13 protein-coding genes are annotated in these 16,788 nt (G+C 69.7%); 11 read left to right on the plus strand and 2 right to left on the minus strand.

Going from position 1 to position 16,788, the window contains the following annotated elements; translation table 11 throughout:
* Window positions 1-157 precede the first annotated feature (157 nt).
* The 4 genes from HEP74_RS04860 to HEP74_RS04875 are packed head-to-tail and all read left to right on the plus strand — an operon-like array spanning window position 158 to window position 3,156.
* Window positions 158-946 (plus strand): SDR family NAD(P)-dependent oxidoreductase, encoded by a 789-nt coding sequence (locus HEP74_RS04860; protein WP_185815440.1) that lies wholly within the window; start codon window positions 158-160, stop codon window positions 944-946.
* A gap of 40 nt (window positions 947-986) precedes the next feature.
* Window positions 987-1,772, plus strand: a complete 786-nt coding sequence (locus tag HEP74_RS04865) for an SDR family NAD(P)-dependent oxidoreductase (RefSeq protein ID WP_185815441.1) — start codon at window positions 987-989, stop codon at window positions 1,770-1,772.
* A gap of 5 nt (window positions 1,773-1,777) precedes the next feature.
* Window positions 1,778-2,152 carry a hypothetical protein gene (locus HEP74_RS04870; protein WP_185815442.1) on the plus strand — a complete coding sequence of 125 codons (375 nt, stop codon included), beginning with the start codon at window positions 1,778-1,780 and terminating at the stop codon, window positions 2,150-2,152.
* Window positions 2,149-3,156: an NADP-dependent oxidoreductase gene (locus tag HEP74_RS04875; protein WP_185815443.1), complete on the plus strand. Its 1,008-nt coding sequence runs from the start codon at window positions 2,149-2,151 to the stop codon at window positions 3,154-3,156. The genes HEP74_RS04870 and HEP74_RS04875 overlap by 4 nt, the downstream gene beginning before the upstream one ends.
* A gap of 28 nt (window positions 3,157-3,184) precedes the next feature.
* Here HEP74_RS04875 and HEP74_RS04880 read toward each other — a convergent pair whose 3' ends face one another.
* Entirely contained in the window at window positions 3,185-4,261 is a 1,077-nt protein-coding gene (locus tag HEP74_RS04880; RefSeq protein WP_185815444.1) for a methyl-accepting chemotaxis protein, read from the minus strand.
* A gap of 250 nt (window positions 4,262-4,511) precedes the next feature.
* Here HEP74_RS04880 and HEP74_RS04885 point away from each other — a divergent pair, with 250 nt between their 5' ends.
* The 6 genes from HEP74_RS04885 to HEP74_RS04910 all read left to right on the plus strand — a co-directional run bounded on the left by HEP74_RS04885 (window position 4,512) and on the right by HEP74_RS04910 (window position 13,769).
* Window positions 4,512-7,223, plus strand: a complete 2,712-nt coding sequence (locus HEP74_RS04885; protein ID WP_185815445.1) for a DUF2339 domain-containing protein — start codon at window positions 4,512-4,514, stop codon at window positions 7,221-7,223.
* Window positions 7,220-8,584, plus strand: coding sequence for a DUF3999 domain-containing protein (locus tag HEP74_RS04890; RefSeq protein ID WP_185815446.1), 1,365 nt, complete (start codon window positions 7,220-7,222; stop codon window positions 8,582-8,584). Before HEP74_RS04885 ends, HEP74_RS04890 begins: the two co-directional genes overlap by 4 nt.
* A 265-nt stretch (window positions 8,585-8,849) precedes the next feature.
* Window positions 8,850-10,028, plus strand: coding sequence for a phosphoglycerate kinase (locus tag HEP74_RS04895; RefSeq protein ID WP_185815447.1), 1,179 nt, complete (start codon window positions 8,850-8,852; stop codon window positions 10,026-10,028).
* A complete protein-coding gene (locus HEP74_RS04900; protein ID WP_185815448.1) occupies window positions 10,025-10,669 on the plus strand; it encodes an HAD-IA family hydrolase in 645 nt (214 codons plus the stop codon). The genes HEP74_RS04895 and HEP74_RS04900 overlap by 4 nt, the downstream gene beginning before the upstream one ends.
* 401 nt (window positions 10,670-11,070) lie before the next feature.
* Entirely contained in the window at window positions 11,071-12,537 is a 1,467-nt protein-coding gene (pyk, locus tag HEP74_RS04905) for a pyruvate kinase (protein WP_039005845.1), read from the plus strand.
* 227 nt (window positions 12,538-12,764) lie between these two features.
* Window positions 12,765-13,769: a class I fructose-bisphosphate aldolase gene (locus tag HEP74_RS04910; protein WP_185815449.1), complete on the plus strand. Its 1,005-nt coding sequence runs from the start codon at window positions 12,765-12,767 to the stop codon at window positions 13,767-13,769.
* Between the two features lie 165 nt (window positions 13,770-13,934).
* Here HEP74_RS04910 and HEP74_RS04915 read toward each other — a convergent pair whose 3' ends face one another.
* Window positions 13,935-14,612, minus strand: coding sequence for a response regulator transcription factor (locus HEP74_RS04915; protein WP_185815450.1), 678 nt, complete (start codon window positions 14,610-14,612; stop codon window positions 13,935-13,937).
* A gap of 169 nt (window positions 14,613-14,781) precedes the next feature.
* Between HEP74_RS04915 and HEP74_RS04920 the strand changes: the two genes are divergently transcribed.
* On the plus strand, window positions 14,782-16,755 hold the full coding sequence (locus HEP74_RS04920) for a sensor histidine kinase (RefSeq protein WP_255427889.1): 1,974 nt from the start codon (window positions 14,782-14,784) through the stop codon (window positions 16,753-16,755).
* Window positions 16,756-16,788 lie beyond the last annotated feature (33 nt).

Consider the following 16,788-nt stretch of genomic DNA (forward strand, 5'->3'; position numbering starts at 1 on the left):
GATGCCAGTCATCATCAAAATATTGAAAAATAAGATTACGATCATCATCATTAAGTGGCTTGCTTCGAAGCGCCGGTTGCGCCCAGCGCGCCGCCGCCGCACCACCGGCCATGCCCTCGTGGCCGCACCTTCCCTTTGACCCGAAGAGACCACTCGCATGAGCACTACCTCCACCGTCCTCATCACCGGCGCCTCCAGCGGCATCGGCGCCGTCTACGCGCAGCGCTTCGCCCAGCGCGGCCACGACCTGGTGCTGGTCGCACGCGACAACGCGCGCCTGGACGCGCTGGCCGCGCGCCTGCGCGCGGAACACCAGGTCGCGGTCGACGTGCTGCAGGCCGACCTGACCGCACAGGCCGACCTGGCCGCGGTCGAAGCGCGCCTGCGCGACGACGCGCGCATCGGCATCCTCATCAACAACGCCGGCATGGCCCAGTCGGGCGGTTTCGCCGAGCAGACGGCGGACGGCGTCGAACGCCTGCTTGCCCTCAACACCACCGCACTGACCCGGCTGGCGCTGGCGATCGCGCCGCGTCTGGCGCAGTCCGGCAGCGGCGCGATCGTCAATATCGGCTCGGTGGTCGGCCTGGCGCCGGAATTCGGCATGACCGTGTACGGCGCGAGCAAGGCCTTCGTGCTGTTCCTGTCGCAGGGCATGAGCCTGGAGCTGGCGCCCAAGGGCGTGTACGTGCAGGCGGTGCTTCCGGCGGCCACCCGCACCGAGATCTGGGAGCGCGCGGGCATCGACGTCAACACGCTGCCCGAGGTGATGGATGTGGAAGAGCTGGTCGATGCGGCGCTGATCGGTTTCGATCGCCGCGAGCTGGTCACCATTCCGCCGCTGCACGACGCCGACCGCTGGGACGCGCTCGACGGCGCCCGGCAAGCGCTGCTGGGCAGCATCCGCCAGGCCAATGCCGCGCAACGCTACCGGCCGGCGGCCTGAAGCCTGCAACCCTGCATCTGGCGCGATCGAGGCGATCATCATGCAAACGCAACGCGATAGCTGGGTGCTGATCAGCGGCGCATCGAGCGGATTCGGCGAGGAGTTCGCCAGGCAGTACGCGGCGCGCGGCCACAGGCTGATCCTGGTCGCGCGGCGCCTGGACCGGCTCGATGCGCTGGCGCAGGCGTTGCGGCAACGGCACGGTGTCGAGGTCCTCGTCGAGCAGGTGGACCTGTCGCAGATCGCGGCAGTGCGCGGGCTACACGCCGGCCTGCACACGCGTGGCATCGAGGTCGAGGTGCTGATCAACAATGCCGGGCATGGACTGCAGGGGCCGTTCCTGGATGGCGACCTGGAGCCGGCGTTGTCGATGATCCAGCTGGACATCGCCAGCCTGACCGCGATGACCCACCTGTTCGGCCAGGACATGCGCCGGCGCCGATGCGGCAAGATCCTGCAGGTGGCCAGTCTGCTGGCCTACCAGGGCGTGGAAAACTTCGCGGTGTATTCGGCCGCGAAGGCCTACGTGCTGCGCCTGGGCGAGGCGCTGCATCGCGAGTTCGCGCGCGATGGCGTCACCGTCGCCACGCTGTGCCCGGGATTGACCGACACCGGCTTCGCGCGCGTGGCCCAACAGCGGATCACGCCGCAGTTGAACGCCTTGATGATGCAGACCCCGCCGGTGGTGCGCGCCGGCATGCGCGCGCTGGATGCCGGCCGCATCAGCGTGGTGCCCGGGCTGATCAACAAATTGAATGCGGCCTTCATGTGGGCGACGCCGCGCTGGATCCACCAGGCCGTGCTGTCGCGCATCCTCAACCGGTGACCGCCATGCGCCCGGGTTTCCGTTCGCTGTCGGCCCTGGCCTCGCTGCTGTTCCTGGCGATCGCCTGCACCTGGATGTTCTCGCCGGACACGATGCTGGCGAACTGGGACATCGTCGCCTCGCCATCGGCCGAGCTGATGGCGCGACGCGGGGCCGCGCTGTATGCGGGCCTGAGCGTGATGTTGTTCATGGCGCGCGGCGCGGCGCCATCGCCGGCGCGTTCAGCGCTGGTGGCGGGCTTGGTCACCGCCTGTTCCTTGCTGGCGGCGCTGGGCATCGGCGAACTGGCCAGCGGGCACGCGGGCCGCGGGATCCTGGTCGCGGTCGTGCTCGAAATCGTCTTCGTTCTCGCATTCGTTTTCGTCAGGGAAACATCATGAAAGCGTTCTTCATCGAAGGCTACGGCAACAGGCATCCGGGCCGGATCGGCGAACTGCCCGAACCGGAGGTGCGCGACGACGAGGTGCTGGTCGAGGTGCATGCCGCCGGCGTCAATTTGCTCGACGCGAAGATTCGCAAGGGCGAGTTCAAGCTGATCCTGCCGTACCGCTTTCCGCTGGTGCTGGGCAACGACGTGGCCGGCGTGGTGCTGCGGGTCGGGGCCGGCGTGCGCCGCTTCAAGCCGGGCGACGCGGTGTATGCGCGTCCCGACCAGACGCGCATCGGCAGCTTCGCCGAACGCATCGCGGTCAAGGAAAGCGCGCTGGCATTGAAGCCTGCCAACCTCGGCATGGAAGAAGCCGCCTCGGTTCCGTTGGTCGCGCTGACCGCGTGGCAGGCGCTGGTCGAGACGGCACGGCTGCGGAAGGGCCAGAAGGTGCTGATCCATGCCGGCTCCGGCGGCGTCGGCAGCATCGCCATCCAGCTCGCCAAGCACCTCGGGGCCTTCGTCGCGACCACCACCGGCACCGACAATGTCGCCTGGGTGAAGGCGCTGGGCGCCGACCTGGTGATCGACTACCGGACGCAGGACTTCGCGACCGTCGTGCACGGCTACGACGTGGTCCTGAACAGCCTGGGCAGCGACGTGCTGGAAAAATCCCTGCGCGTGCTGAAACCCGGCGGCACGCTCATTTCCATCTCCGGCCCGCCGGACCCGGACTTCGCCGTGCGACAGGGACTGGCGTGGCCGCTGCGGCAGGCGATCCGTCTGCTGAGCGGAGGCATCCGCAGGAAGGCCAAGCGGCACGGCGTCAGCTATGCCTTCCTGTTCATGACCGCCAACGGCGAGCAGTTGCGCGAGATCGGCGCGCTGATCGAGGCCGGCAGCATCAGGCCGGTGATGGATCGGGTGTTCCCGCTGGAGGAAACCGCGCAGGCCCTGGCCTGTGTCGAGAGCGGACGCGCCAAGGGCAAGGTGGTGATCAGGGTCGGCCAGCGCTGAGCGTTGGCCGACCCGCGCGCGCCTCGCGCTACAGCGCCTGCAGAATCAGCGAATGCCAGCCGGTGCGATAGGTTTCGTAGCCGGGCGAGGCCGCATGCGCGATGCAGTGCGGGCGCCCGTTGAGGTCGCTCAGCACGGCGCCGCGCGGCTGCTTGAACAGCGCGTCGCGGCCCTGGAATTCGATCCGCTCCTGCAGCATGCGTCCGGCCGAGTCGGCCAGGACCTGGCCGCGCTGGTCGACGATGCAGACCCGGCTGCGGCCCCATTCCTGCTCCGACAGCGGCGTGCGCTGCACCACCGTCTGCGCCAGCGCGTCCCAGCGGAACACGATGCCGAGCACGCCCAGCACGCGGCCGTCGACGCGGCCGCCGTCGCGCACCGTGCACGAGTACACCAGCACGCGTTCGCCATCGGCCAGGGTGCTGGCATGCACGTCCTGGAAGCCGAATTCCTCGCCGCTGCGGGTGCGCGTGGCGTCTTCGAACCACGCCTGCCCGGACACGTCGCTGCCGGCCGAGGCGTACTGCTGCGGCCGGCCGTTGGCGAGGATGCGGCCGTCGGTGCCGGCCAGCACCAGGTCGAAGTAGACGGTGTACGAATCCAGGATCTGGCCCATGCGCCGCGACGCGTAGGCGAGTTCTTCGTCGCCGCGGCCGGGACGCGCGGCGGCGACGATGGCCGCGTCGGTCGCCCACCAACGCACGTCGCAGCTGCGTTCGTAGAGGTTGCGGTCGATCAGGTCGATATTGCTCAGCGCCAGTTCGCTCAGGCGCGTGCGGCGCACGTCGTCTTCCAGTCGCTGCAGGGTGTGGCGCATGTCGGCGCTGGTGCTGGCGGCGACCTTGTCCAGATCCTGGGTGGCATCGGCGACGCGCCGCGACAGCACGTCCATTTCCTGCGCGATGACGCTGAAGCCGCGCCCGGCCTGGCCGATCCGGGCCGATTCGATGCGGGCATTCATCGAGATCACGTGGGTGGTGCGGTTGATCTCGTCGATGCGCTGCAACGACTGGCGCAGCTGTCCGAGCAGTTGATCGGACAGGCCGACCACGGAGCGGATATGGTCGTCGATGCCCGCTTCGGTGGGTTTGGCTGGCAGGTTCATTGGCGCTGTCGGTGGGAGGGGAGGGAACAGCGGACGCAACGTGGGATAAGGGAGGTAGCGGCCGCGAATGCATCGGCTTTAGCGCCGATTGCGCTGGCCTGCGTTGCCGGAATGCGTTGCCGCGCCTGGCTTGCACCGCTGCCGGCGCGGCCGCGGCAAGGCCGAACTCGTCTACCATCTGCCCCAGGACCGGCGCCGTCGGACCATTGGTACGCGCCCAGCGCCGTGCCGGCTTGGGCATGGAGTGCGGATGGAAGGCTTGATCGTGTTGGCGGTGGTGGCGGTACTGGCGGTACCGATCCTGATGATCATGATGCTGGTGGCGCTGGCGGGCGTGCGCCGGCGCGTGGCGGTGCTGGAACTGCAACTGGCGCAACTGCGAGGCGCCGCGCCGCGGGCGGCGCAGGCCGATGTCGGGTTCGCTGCCGACGCCGATACCGATACCGAAGCCGAATTCAATGCCGGGTTCGAGGACCGCGCTGCGGCCGAGGGTCCGTTCTTCGTCACCGCGCCTGTCGCCACCGCACCCGCAGCGACCACGCCACCGCCGCTTCCGCCGCAGTTCGCAACCCGCGCATCGGCGGTGCGCGACGTTGCGGACACGGATGCCGACATGGGCGTTGCGCCAGCGCCCGAGACCTACGTGCCGCAGGGCCCAGGCCCGATCGAGCGGCTGCTGGCCGGCACCAAGCGCTGGTTCACCGAAGGCAACGTGCCGGTCAAGATCGGCATGCTGGTGCTGCTGGCCGGCGTCGCCGCGCTGCTGAAGTACGCCGGCGACCAGGGCTGGCTGCGCATGCCGATCGAACTGCGCTACGCCGGCATCGCCGCCGCGGCGCTGGCCGGCCTGGGCTTCGGCTGGCGCCAGCGCGAACGCAAGCGCAGCTTCGCGCTGGCCTTGCAGGGCGGTGCGATCGGCGTGTTGCTGCTGACCGTGTTCGCCGCGTTCAAGCTGTCCGGGCTGATTCCGGCCGGCGCCGCGTTCGCGCTGAGCATCGTGCTGGTGGCCAGCATGTGCGTGCTGGCGGTGTTGCAGGAATCGCGCACGCTGGCGGTACTGGCCACGCTGGCCGGGTTCCTGGCGCCGATCTGGCTGTCCACCGGCAGCGGCAACCATGTCGGCCTGTTCTCCTATTACGCGGTCTTGAACGCGGCGGTGTTCGCGATCGCCTGGTACCGGCCGTGGCGGGTACTCAATCTGCTCGGGTTCGGCTTCACCTTCGGCATCGGCACGCTGTGGGGCGTACTGCAGTACCAGCCGTCAAAGTTCGCCAGCACCGAGCCGTTCCTGCTGCTGTTCTTCGCCTTTTACCTGCTGATCCCGATCCTGTACGCGCGGCGCCAGCCGGCCACGCGCGGCAACCTGGTCGACGGCAGCCTGGTGTTCGGCACGCCGCTGGTCGCGTTCTCGCTGCAGGCCGGGCTGCTGCGCGGCGAGGGCCTGCCGCTGGCGCTGTGCGCGCTGGGCCTGGCGGCGGTGTATGCGTTGCTGGCCGCGGCGCTGATCCGGCGCGAACGCTTCGCGGTGCTCGGCCAGGCCTATGCGCTGCTGGCGGTGGGCTTCGCCACGCTGGCGGTGCCGCTGGCGCTGTCCGCGCGCGCCACCGCCAGCATCTTCGCGCTGGAAGGCGCGGCGCTGGTGTGGCTGGGACTGCGCCAGCAGCGCTGGTTGCCGCAGTTCACCGGCGCCGGCCTGCAACTGGCCGCGGCGATCGGTTTCGTGCTCGGGCTGGACGTGGCCTGGCACGACGTCCATGCGCTGGCCAATGCCACCTTCATGAGCGGCGCGTTGCTGGCCCTGGCCGGTCTCGCCAGCGCCTGGAGCTATCGCCGTGCCGGCGCCGACACGCCGGCGCTGGCCTATTACCTGTGGGGCCTGGCGTGGTGGTGCGGGATCGGCGTCGCCGAGATCGAACGCTTCGTCGCGGCCGCGGCGCAGGCCGACCTGTTGCTGGCGTTCGTCGCGCTCAGCGGCTGGCTGGCCGCCGAGGCGCAGCGCCGCTGGCCGGCGCGCGCGCTGGCCGCGACCACGCTCGGCGGGCTGCTGCTGGCGCTGCCGCTGGCAGTGCTGCAGGCGGACGCGCACGGCCAGCCGTTCGCCGGGCATGGCGCCTGGGCGTGGACGCTGTTCGCGGTGCTCGGCGTGCGCAGCCTGATCTGCCTGCGCGGCAGCGGCGGCTGGGTGGCGCGCGCGGCGCAATTCGCCTGGTGGCTGGTGTGGCCGTCGGTGCTGTCGATGCTCGGCCTCTGGCTGGCGCAGCGCTTCGCCCTGGCCGAGGGCTGGCAGTGGGCATTGCTGCTGGCGCCATGGCTGGCGGCGGCGGCGTTGTCGCTGCTGCGCTGGCCGTGGCTGGCGGCGCCGCTGGGTGAGGATTTCGACCGTTGCCGCACGGCGCTGCAGGGCAGCTATTTCGGCCTGCTCGGCCTGGCCTGGCTGTGGACGCTGTGCGTGCCCGGCGCCAGCGCGCCGCTGCCGTGGGTGCCGCTGCTCAATCCGCTGGAACTGAGCCAGTTGCTGGTGGTGGCGCTGGCCGCGCGCTGGCTGTGGTCGGCGACCGCGCCGGCCCTGTTGCGTGCGCAGCGCCTGCAACTGCTGGCCGCTGCCGGATTCCTGTGGGTCACCAGCGTGACCCTGCATGCGGTGCACTACTGGGCGCCGGTGCCGTGGGCGTCGCTGTTGTCCGCCGGCGTGGCGCAGACCAGCCTGACCGTGGTGTGGAGCGTGCTCGGCGTACTGGGCTGGGTGCTCGGCTCGCGCCGCGGCCAGCGCGGCCTGTGGCTGGCCGGTGCGCTGCTGATGGCGGTGGTGCTGGGCAAGCTGCTGCTGGTGGATCGCGGCAACCTCGGCAATGTCGCCGGCATCGCCTCGTTCATCGCCTACGGCCTGCTGTGCACCGTGGTCGGCTATTTCGCGCCGGCGCCGCCGCGCGCCATCGAACCGGCCGAGGAGGCCCATCCATGAAACGCCTGATCATTCCGGCCGTGCTGCTGGCATTGCTGCCGGTGGCTGCCTTCGCCGCCAGCCAGCGCGACGACTACGTGCAGCAATGGCCGCTGACCCTGCAGGATCCGGCCGCCGGCGCCTACCGCGTGCAACTCGACGATGCGGTGTACCGCAGCGCGCACCTGGCCTCGCTGGGCGACGTGGAGGTGTTCAACGCGGCCGGCGATCCGCTGCCGTCGGCGCTGTTCGCGGCCGAACTGGCCGAGACCACGCCGCGCCGGCAGCCGCTGCCTTGGTTCCCGCTGCCGGCCGTGGCCGGTGGCGGTGCGGACAACCTGGAGCTGATCGCCGAGCGCGATACCGACGGCAGCGTGCGCCGCATCCGCACCCGCATCGCCAGCAGCGCCACGGCCAGCGCCGAAGCCGGTTGGTTGATCGATGCCAGCGCGCTGCGCGAGCCGTTGCGCGCGCTGTCGCTGCAGTGGGCGGCCGATGCGCAGCCGCGGCAGGCGCGCTACCGGGTCGAGGCCAGCGACGATCTGCGCGACTGGGAACTGCTGGTGCCGGAGGCGACCCTGGTCGACCTGGCCAACCAGGGCAAGCGCCTGCAGCAATTGCGCATCGCCATCGATCGCCAGGTGCGCTACCTGCGGCTGCTGCCGTTGTCCTCGCCGCCGCTGCCGACGCTGACCGGGGTGGAGGCCGAACTGGCGCCGGCGCCGGTCGCCGCCGACTGGCACTGGCAGCAACTGGATGCGCTGCAGGCCGATCCGGCGCAGCACAGCTTCGACTTCGTATCGCCCGGCCGCTATCCGGTCGCGCAGCTCGACATCGCGCTGCCCGGCAACAGCGCGATCGAATGGCGCGTGCAGAGCCGCGACAGCGCCGAGGCGCCGTGGCAGGACCGGGCCGGGCCGTGGGTGGCCTACCAGGTCGGCGCCGGCGCCAGCCGCTCGCCGCCGCAGGCGCTGACCCAGCCGGTGCGCGACCGCTACTGGCGGCTGCTGGCCACGCAGGATCCGGGCCGGCAGCGGCCGGCGCTGCGCCTGGGCTACCAGCCGGAAACATTGATCTTCCTGGCGCAGGGCATGCCGCCCTACGCGCTGGCCGCCGGCAGCGCGCGCACCCAGCGCGCTGCCGCGCCGTTGGCGACCACGTTGCAGGCCCTGCGCGCGCAACGCGGCCCGCAATGGACGCCGGCCACCGCCACGCTTGGCGCGGCGGTGCCGCTGGCCGGCGCCGCCGCGCTGCAGGCGCCGGCGACGCCACGCGACTGGAAGACCTGGCTGCTGTGGGCGCTGCTGGTCGGCGGCGCGCTGATCGTGGTCGGTTTCGCCTTCAGCCTGTTGCGCAAGCCGGCCGCGCCCGGCGCGGGCTGATCGGCTCGGTACCGCCACGCCACGCGCCCGTCGCGGCGTGGCCACCTCTGTGCGCGCGTGGTTTTGCCCGCGCCGCAGCGCTGCGGCCGCACGCTGCGCGATGTCTCGATTTGCCGCTGCGCGGCCGACGCCGGACAATGCCCGTCTCGGCACCGCCCGCGCGCGCTGGCGCCAGCGTGCCTGCAGCGGAGGTTCCGATCGCCGCGCCTATGCTGCGCACGGCCTCCTCTTTCCTCAGCAACCCCACGATAGCGAGCAACCGACAATGCCCATCCTGCGAATGACCGATCTCGACCTGTCCGGCAAGCGTGTGCTGATCCGGCAGGACCTCAACGTGCCGATCGACGACAACGGCCAGATCACGTCCGAGCAGCGCATCCTGGCCTCGGTGCCGACGCTGCGCCACGCGCTCGAGCAGGGCGCGGCGGTGATGGTGACCTCGCACCTGGGCCGGCCCAAGGAAGGCGTGTGGACGCAGGCCGATTCGCTGGCGCCGGTCGCCGCGCGGCTGACCGCGCTGCTCGGCACCGAGGTGCCGCTGCTGCGCGATTGGGTCGACGGCGTGGACGTGCAGCCGGGCCAGATCGTGCTGCTGGAGAATTGCCGCATGAACGTCGGCGAGGGCAAGGACGACGAGGCGTTGTCGCAGAAATATGCGGCGCTGTGCGACGTGTTCGTGATGGATGCGTTCGGCACCGCGCACCGCGCGCAGGCGTCCACCCACGGCGTGATCAGGTTCGCCCCGATCGCGGCCGGCGGCCCGCTGCTGATGGCCGAGCTGGACGCGCTGGCCAAGGCGCTGGAGCACCCGGCCAAGCCGCTGCTGGCGATCGTCGCCGGCAGCAAGGTCTCGACCAAGCTGGAGCTGCTGTCGAACCTGGTCAACAAGGTCGAGCAGCTGATCGTCGGCGGCGGCATCGCCAACACCTTCATCGCCGCGGCCGGCTATCCGGTCGGCAAGTCGCTGTGCGAGCCGGACCTGCTCGACACCGCGCGCAAGATCGTCGCCGACGCCAATGCGCGCGGCGCGGCGATCCCGCTGCCCACCGACGTGGTGGTGGCCAAGCAGTTCCTGCCCGACGCCGAAGCCACGGTGAAGGCGCTGGCCGAGGTCGCCGACGACGACCTGATCCTGGACATCGGCCCGCAGACCGCCGCGCACTACGCTGAGTTGATCGCCAAGGCCGGCACCGTGGTCTGGAACGGCCCGGTCGGGGTGTTTGAGTTCGATGCGTTCGGCCACGGCACCGAAACCCTGGCGCGCGCCATCGCCGCCTCGCCGGCGTTCTCCATCGCCGGCGGCGGCGACACCCTGGCCGCGGTCGACAAGTACGGCATCGCCGAGCAGGTGAGCTACATCTCCACCGGCGGCGGCGCGTTCCTGGAGTTCCTGGAAGGCAAGACCCTGCCGGCGGTGGCGGCGCTGCAGGCGCGCGGCGCGTGAGCGCGAACACCCTGTTCTTCGACCTGGACGGAACCCTGGTCGATTCGGAGGCCGGCATCGTCGGTAGCATCCGCCACGCGTTCGCCGAACTCGGGCGCGCGGCGCCCGAGCCGCAGCAACTGCGCGCCTGGATCGGGCCGCCGTTGCGCGACAGCTTCAACGACTACTTCCCCGGCGACCCGCCGCTGGTCGAGCAGGCGCTGTCCCTGTACCGCGAGCGCTACGACGCGCAGGGCTGGCGCGAGCACACCGTGTTCCCGGAGATCGGCGCGGCAGTTGAGGCATTGGCCGCGGCCGGCCATCGCTTCGCGGTGGTGACCTCGAAGAACGAGCGCTTCGCCCGGCGCATCGTCCAGACGCTGCCGTTCGCCGCGCATTTCGAGGAGATCGTCGGCGCCAGCGACGACGGCCAGCGCCGCTTCAAGCCGGACCTGATCGCCGAGGCCTTGCGGCGGCTGTCGCTGCAGCCGGCGCAGTGCGTGATGATCGGCGACCGGCGCATGGACATCGAGGGCGCCAACCACCACGGCATGCGCAGCATCGGCGTGCTGTGGGGCTTCGGCGACGCGGCGGAACTGCGCCAGGCCGGCGCCAGCGCGTTGGCGCAGGTGCCGGCGCAGTTGCCTGGCTTGGTTGCTTGACGGCGGGGATTCGGGATTGGGGATTCGGGATTCGTAAAAGCGGGTCCTGTTGCCGAATCCGCGCATTCGCGTCATTGCCGGTTCCAGGTGCGCTGCCCGGCCTGCGTCGCGTGCGCCGGGCGCAGCGCCAGACCACTGCGTGGCGTGTGTGTCCGGCGGTTGGCGGCTTCGCCTGACAGGGCCGGCAACAGCGCAAGAGAGCTGAGCCTGGGCTTGCCTGGCATGGCGCCCGCGCCAGGGCTGGGCGCGGGCGAGGCAGCGCTGGCGCGGCTTCGAGTCCGCATACTGTCCCGCACTGTCTGCAAGACATGCATGAATCCGCGGTCGCCTATGTCGATTCGCCATCCTGCGGTAGCGGCGCCTGTGCTAGTTTTGACGGCTTTTCCAGGGAACGACGTCTCATGATCGAACGCCAGCGCCGCACCAAGATTCTCGCCACCCTCGGCCCGGCCACGGATCCGCCCGGCGTGCTCGAGGACCTGTTCCGCGCCGGCGTCAACGTCGTGCGCCTGAATTTCTCCCACGGCGACCCGTCTGGCCAGGCCAAGCGCGCCGCCGAAGTGCGCGCCGCCGCGCAGCGCGTGGGCAGCGAAGTGGGCATCCTCGCCGACCTGCCGGGGCCGAAGATCCGCATCGAGCGCTTCGCCGCCGGCAAGGTGGCGCTGAAGGCCGGCGCGCGCTTCGACCTGGTCGCCGATCCCAACGCGCCGGCCGGCGACGAGCACCAGGTCGGCGTCAGCTACCTGGGCCTGCCCAACGACGTCAAGCCGGGCGACGTGCTGCTGCTCGACGACGGCCTGCTGCAGTTGCAGGTGGTCGAAGTCGACGGCGCGCGCATCGTCAACACCGTGCTCAACGACGGCATGCTGTCCGACCGCAAGGGCCTGAACAAGCAGGGCGGCGGCCTGTCGCTGGGTGCGCTGACCGAGCGCGACAAGGAACTGATCGGCATCGTCGCCAAGATCGGCGTGGACTTCATCGCGGTGTCGTTCTGCCGCAACGCGCAGGACATGCACGACGCGCGCCGCATCGCCCGCGAACACGGCTGCGAGGCCGCGCTGGTGTCCAAGATCGAGCGCACCGAGGCGATCGAGAACCTGAGCGAGATCGTCGAGGCCAGCGACGTGGTGATGGTCGCGCGCGGCGACCTGGGCGTGGAGATCGGCGATGCCGAACTGCCGGGCCTGCAGAAGAAGATCATTCGCGAGTCGCTGGCGCAGAACAAGGTGGTGATCACCGCCACGCAGATGCTGCAGTCGATGGTCGAGAACCCGATCCCGACCCGCGCCGAGGTGCTGGACGTGGCCAACGCGGTGATCGACGGTACCGACGCGGTGATGCTGTCGGCCGAGACCGCCGCCGGCGCCTACCCGGTCAAGGCGGTGCAGGCGATGGCGCGCATCTGCCTGGGCGCCGAGCGCCAGTTCGAGATGGACACCGACTTCGAGGCCGCGCAGCGCAACCTCGAGCGCGCCGACCAGGCGATCGCGATGGCGACGATGTTCCTGTCCGAGCACATCGGCCTGAGCGGCGTGGTCACCCTGACCGAATCCGGCGGCACCCCGCGCTTCCTGTCGCGGTTCCGTTCGAAGATGCCGATCTACGCGTTCACCCGCCACGACGGCGCGCGCCGCGGCATGGCGATGATGCGCGGCGTGTTCCCGATCAACTTCGACAGCCGCGGCCTGACCCCGCGCGAAGCGGCACGTGCGGCGATCCGCCTGCTGGTCGAGGCCGAGCGCATGGGCCCCGGCGACCGCGTAGTGTTCACCAGTGGCGAGCACATGGAAACGCACGGTGCGACCAACACCCTGCGCCTGCTCGAAGTCGGCCCCGACGGCCGCGCCAGCGGCCTGGGCGAGCTGTAGCCGCAACCGCGCCGCCAACGCCGGACCACGACCGCGCGCTGCGTCTGCAGCGCGCGGTTTTTTTTGCCTGTCCGGCGGGCGCTGCCGGTCGCCTGCCGCTGCGCGCGAATGCGCATGCGGTCGCGGATTGCGTCTACCGGATGGAAACGGTTGCAGGCATTCCGTGAAGGAATCGGTAGCGTTTGCCGCGATATACTTCGGGTTTCCCCCCGTGCCATAGGAATTCCATGAGCATCGAACAGCTTGCCGAAACCGCACAGGCGATGGTCGCCCCGGGCAAGGGCATCATCGCGATCGACGAATCCACCAGCACGATCGCCAAGCGCTTCGCCAGCGTCGGCATCGAGAATGTCGAGGAGAACCGCCGCGCGTATCGCGAGCTGCTGCTGACCACGCCGAAGCTGAGCGAGCACATCTCCGGCGCGATCCTGTACGACGAGACCATCCGCCAGAAGACCAAGGACGGCGTGCCGTTCCCGAAGTACATGGCCGAGCACGGCATCATTCCCGGGATCAAGGTCGACAAGGGCACGCATCCGCTGGCGGGCATGCCCGGCGAGCTGATCACCGAAGGCCTGGACGGCCTGCGCGCGCGCCTGGAGGAGTACTACAAGCTCGGCGCGCGCTTCGCCAAGTGGCGCGCGGTGATCACCATCGGCGAGGACATCCCGTCGGGCGTGTGCATCGAGACCAACGCCCACGCGCTGGCGCGCTATGCGGCGCTGTGCCAGGAGCAGGGCCTGGTGCCGATGGTGGAGCCGGAAGTGCTGATGGACGGCAACCACGACATCGAGACCTGCTACGAAGTCACCGAAGCCACGCTGCGTTCGCTGTTCGGCGCGCTGTACGAGCAGAACGTGGTGCTGGAAGGCACCATCCTGAAGGCCTCGATGGTCATCGCCGGCAAGGACTGCGACGAGCAGGCCAGCGTCGAGGAAGTGGCCGAATCCACCGTGATGTGCCTGAAGAGCACCGTGCCGGCGATCCTGCCGGGCATCGTGTTCCTGTCCGGCGGGCAGACCGACGAGCAGTCCACCGCGCATCTCAATGCGATGAACCAGATCGGCACCCTGCCGTGGCCGCTGAGCTTCTCCTACGGCCGCGCGATGCAGCAGGCCGCGCTGAAGCTGTGGGCGCAGGACATGAAGGGCAACTTCGCCAAGGCGCAGCAGGTGGTCTACGACCGCGCCAAGGAAAACGGCCTGGCCGCCCTGGGCAAGTGGCAGGACTGAGGTCCGGCTAGAAGCGCACGAAAAACGCCGGCATCGCCGGCGTTTTTCGTTCTGTATCCCTTCTCCCGACGGGAGAAGGTGCCCCGAAGGGGCGGATGAGGGTACGGGGGCGTAGCCCCTAATGAAGCCGGTTAGCAACGCTACCGCAAACCGCACACCCCAAACTCAAGGCCTCAAAGCAGCCGGCGCATGAAACCGGTAACCGCTATTACGCAGCGTCTTCACCGGCAGCGGCCGCCCACTGATCTCCTCCACCCGCCGCCGCAGCCGGTACATCTGCGTGTCCAGCCGGCGCCGATCGTGGTCGAGGAAGTTCGCACCGAGCGCCTCGGCGATTTCGCGGTGGCCCACGCTTTCGCCGGCGCGGCTCATCAGGCACTTGAGCACCAGCAGATCCTGATGCGAGAGCGGAACCGACGGCGCGTCGGGCACGTTCAGGCGTGCGGCACCCAGCTCCAGCATCCAGCAGGCGTTTTGCAGGCCCAGGCGCCGGCCGAGCGCGGCCAGGGTCGCGGCCAGTTCGTCCAGATCGGCGCCTTTGCCCAGGTAATGGTCGGCGCCGATGTCGAGGCCGGCGACGCGATCGCGGCTGGTGTTGCGCGCACTGAACACCACGATGCCGAGCCGTTGCGCGCCTTGCCGCAGTTCGCCGATCAGGTCCAGGCCGCTGCCGTCGGGCAGTCCGACGTCGATCACCGCCAGGCCATGGCGCAGCGGATCGAACCGTTGCCAGAATTCCCCGACGTTGGCCGCGCACGTCGTGGCGTAGCCGAGATCCTCGAGGAATTCGCCGAGCTCCTCGCGCAGCACGGGCTCGTCTTCAAGCAGGATCACCTCGCCCATCGCGGCAAACTCTTGGTGCATCATTGGTCGCTGTGACTCAACCGGGTTCGGCGATCGTGCGGTGTGGCAAATGATGGCGAGGTGTTTTCGCTGGTTTGTGGGCGCATGGCTGTGCTGGGGCGCGATGGCCTGTGTCGCGGCGCAACCGGGATGGGCGCCGCCTGAAAAGTTGTCGCTGACCGCCGCGGCCGAGCATCTGGATGCGAGCGGATACCTGCAGCGCCTGGACGATCCGCAAGGCCGGCTGGATGCCCGCCAGGCCGCGGCAGCGTCCGGCTGGACCCCACTGCCTGCCAGCCTCAATGCCGGGTTCACCGCCAACACCGTGTGGCTGCGCGTTCCGCTGCACGTGGACAGTGTAGCGTCCGCGGGCTGGATGCTGCGACTGAGCAATGCCGTCATCGACGATGCGCAGGCCTACGCCAGCGTCGACGGCGGCGCTTGGCAAGCGTTGGGCCATAGCGGCGAGAACGTCCGCCGCCACGATTGGCCGGTGGACTACCGCAGCCCGGTGTTCCAGTTCGCGCCGTCGCGTCCCGGCGACTACGTGATCCTGCTGCGGCTGCAGAGCAAGAACGCGCTGGTCACCCGTCTCGATATCTGGCAGCGGCTGCCGTTCGACAACCAGTCGCGGCGCGAGGGGCTGCAGTTCGGCCTGTACTTCGGCTTCTACCTGCTGCTGATCTGCGTGCATCTGCTGTTCTGGAGCGTGACGCGTGCGCCGATGAGCGGCCTGTTCGTCGCCTACCTCGGCGGCTGCGTGCTCAACGAGGCCATGTCGATCGGCCTGGTGCAGCAGGTGACGGGAGTGCCGGTGCAGTGGAGCGACCGCCTGCTGGGGATCAGCATCGCCTGCAGCCTGCCGGTGGGCTTCCAGATCGCGAGCAGGCAGTTGCACCTGCGCGCCCTGTATCCGCGGTTCGCGCGCTGGTCCATCCGTTTCCTGTGCGGTGCCGCGCTGGTCTGTGCCGCGCTGGTCGCGACGGGGCACTACGCGCTGGGCATGCAGCCGGTGCAGGTGCTGGCCTTGCTCGGCATCGCGGTGCTGACGGTGCTGGCGCTGCGCCTGCTGTGGCAACGCTATCCGCCCGCGGTGTTGTTCGCGCTCGCCTTCTTCCCGTTCTACCTGGGGGTGATGCTCGGATTCCTGCGCAATCTGGGGCTGGTCCCGGTGAATGCATGGACCCAGTACGCCACCACCGTCGGCACCATGCTGCACATGACCGTGATGAGTTTTTTGGTCATTGGTCGCTACGAACGTCGGCGGCGCATCCGCGAGCGGCGCCACGCCAATGCCGCGGCGGAACTGGCGCGCAGGCATGGCATGCAGTTGGAACGCGAAGTCGCGTTGCGCACCGTCGAACTGCACGGCGAGATCCGCAGGCGGCAACGCCTGGAGGACGAACTGCGCGCCTCGTTGCAAACCGAACGCCGGGTGATGCAGGAGCAGGGCGAATTCGTGGCGATGGTGTCGCACGAGTTCCGCACGCCGCTGGCGGTCATCATGACCTCGGCGCAGCAACTGGCGCGCAAGCTGGAGGGGCCGATAGAGCGCAACCGCGCGCGCTGCGTCAACATCCATGGCGCGGCGCAGCGGCTGCTGGCACTGGTGGACGAATACCTCGGCGCCGACCGCATGGACGCGACCACTGCGGAACTGCGGCTGCAGCCTTGCGCGCTGCGCGATCTGCTGGACGCGGTGTGTCGTGACTTCCCGCCGCAGCGCGTGGTCTGCGCATACGAGAGCGACGACGACAGCCTGGTCACCGACAGCGGACTGTTGCGCGTGGCCTTGCGCAATCTGATCGCCAATGCCGATCGCCATAGCCCGCCGGGCGAGCCGATTCGCATCCGCGTGCGCGGGCATGGCGAAGCGCTGCGGGTGGAGATCGCCAATGCGGGCGAGCGCATCGCCGCCGCCGATCGGCAGCGGCTGTTCCAGAAATACTACCGGGGCGAGAACGCCAGGAATACGCCAGGCGCCGGACTCGGCCTGTACCTGGTGCGCAGGATCGCCGAGCGCCTCGGCGGTTGGGTGGGGCTGGCCGGTGACACTGCCGACGCGCCGGTCTGCTTTGTCCTGCTGTTGCCGCGGCGTCCGCATGCGCAGATCGAGCCGTTACCGCCAGCGTTCGATTCCTGATCCTGCAGCGCACGCGATCGCGCGCGCGGATTC

It is taken from the genome of Xanthomonas sp. SS, assembly GCF_014236835.1.
Taxonomy (GTDB): domain Bacteria; phylum Pseudomonadota; class Gammaproteobacteria; order Xanthomonadales; family Xanthomonadaceae; genus Xanthomonas_A.

Coding starts and splice junctions, on each gene's coding strand:
- HEP74_RS04885 (WP_185815445.1), top strand. CDS start 4,512: ATGGAAGGCTTGATCGTGTTGGCGGTGGTGGCGGTACTGGCGGTACCG.
- HEP74_RS04865 (WP_185815441.1), top strand. CDS start 987: ATGCAAACGCAACGCGATAGCTGGGTGCTGATCAGCGGCGCATCGAGC.
- HEP74_RS04895 (WP_185815447.1), top strand. CDS start 8,850: ATGCCCATCCTGCGAATGACCGATCTCGACCTGTCCGGCAAGCGTGTG.
- HEP74_RS04860 (WP_185815440.1), top strand. CDS start 158: ATGAGCACTACCTCCACCGTCCTCATCACCGGCGCCTCCAGCGGCATC.
- HEP74_RS04880 (WP_185815444.1), bottom strand. CDS start 4,261: ATGAACCTGCCAGCCAAACCCACCGAAGCGGGCATCGACGACCATATC.
- HEP74_RS04890 (WP_185815446.1), top strand. CDS start 7,220: ATGAAACGCCTGATCATTCCGGCCGTGCTGCTGGCATTGCTGCCGGTG.
- pyk (WP_039005845.1), top strand. CDS start 11,071: ATGATCGAACGCCAGCGCCGCACCAAGATTCTCGCCACCCTCGGCCCG.
- HEP74_RS04915 (WP_185815450.1), bottom strand. CDS start 14,612: ATGGGCGAGGTGATCCTGCTTGAAGACGAGCCCGTGCTGCGCGAGGAG.
- HEP74_RS04870 (WP_185815442.1), top strand. CDS start 1,778: ATGCGCCCGGGTTTCCGTTCGCTGTCGGCCCTGGCCTCGCTGCTGTTC.
- HEP74_RS04875 (WP_185815443.1), top strand. CDS start 2,149: ATGAAAGCGTTCTTCATCGAAGGCTACGGCAACAGGCATCCGGGCCGG.
- HEP74_RS04910 (WP_185815449.1), top strand. CDS start 12,765: ATGAGCATCGAACAGCTTGCCGAAACCGCACAGGCGATGGTCGCCCCG.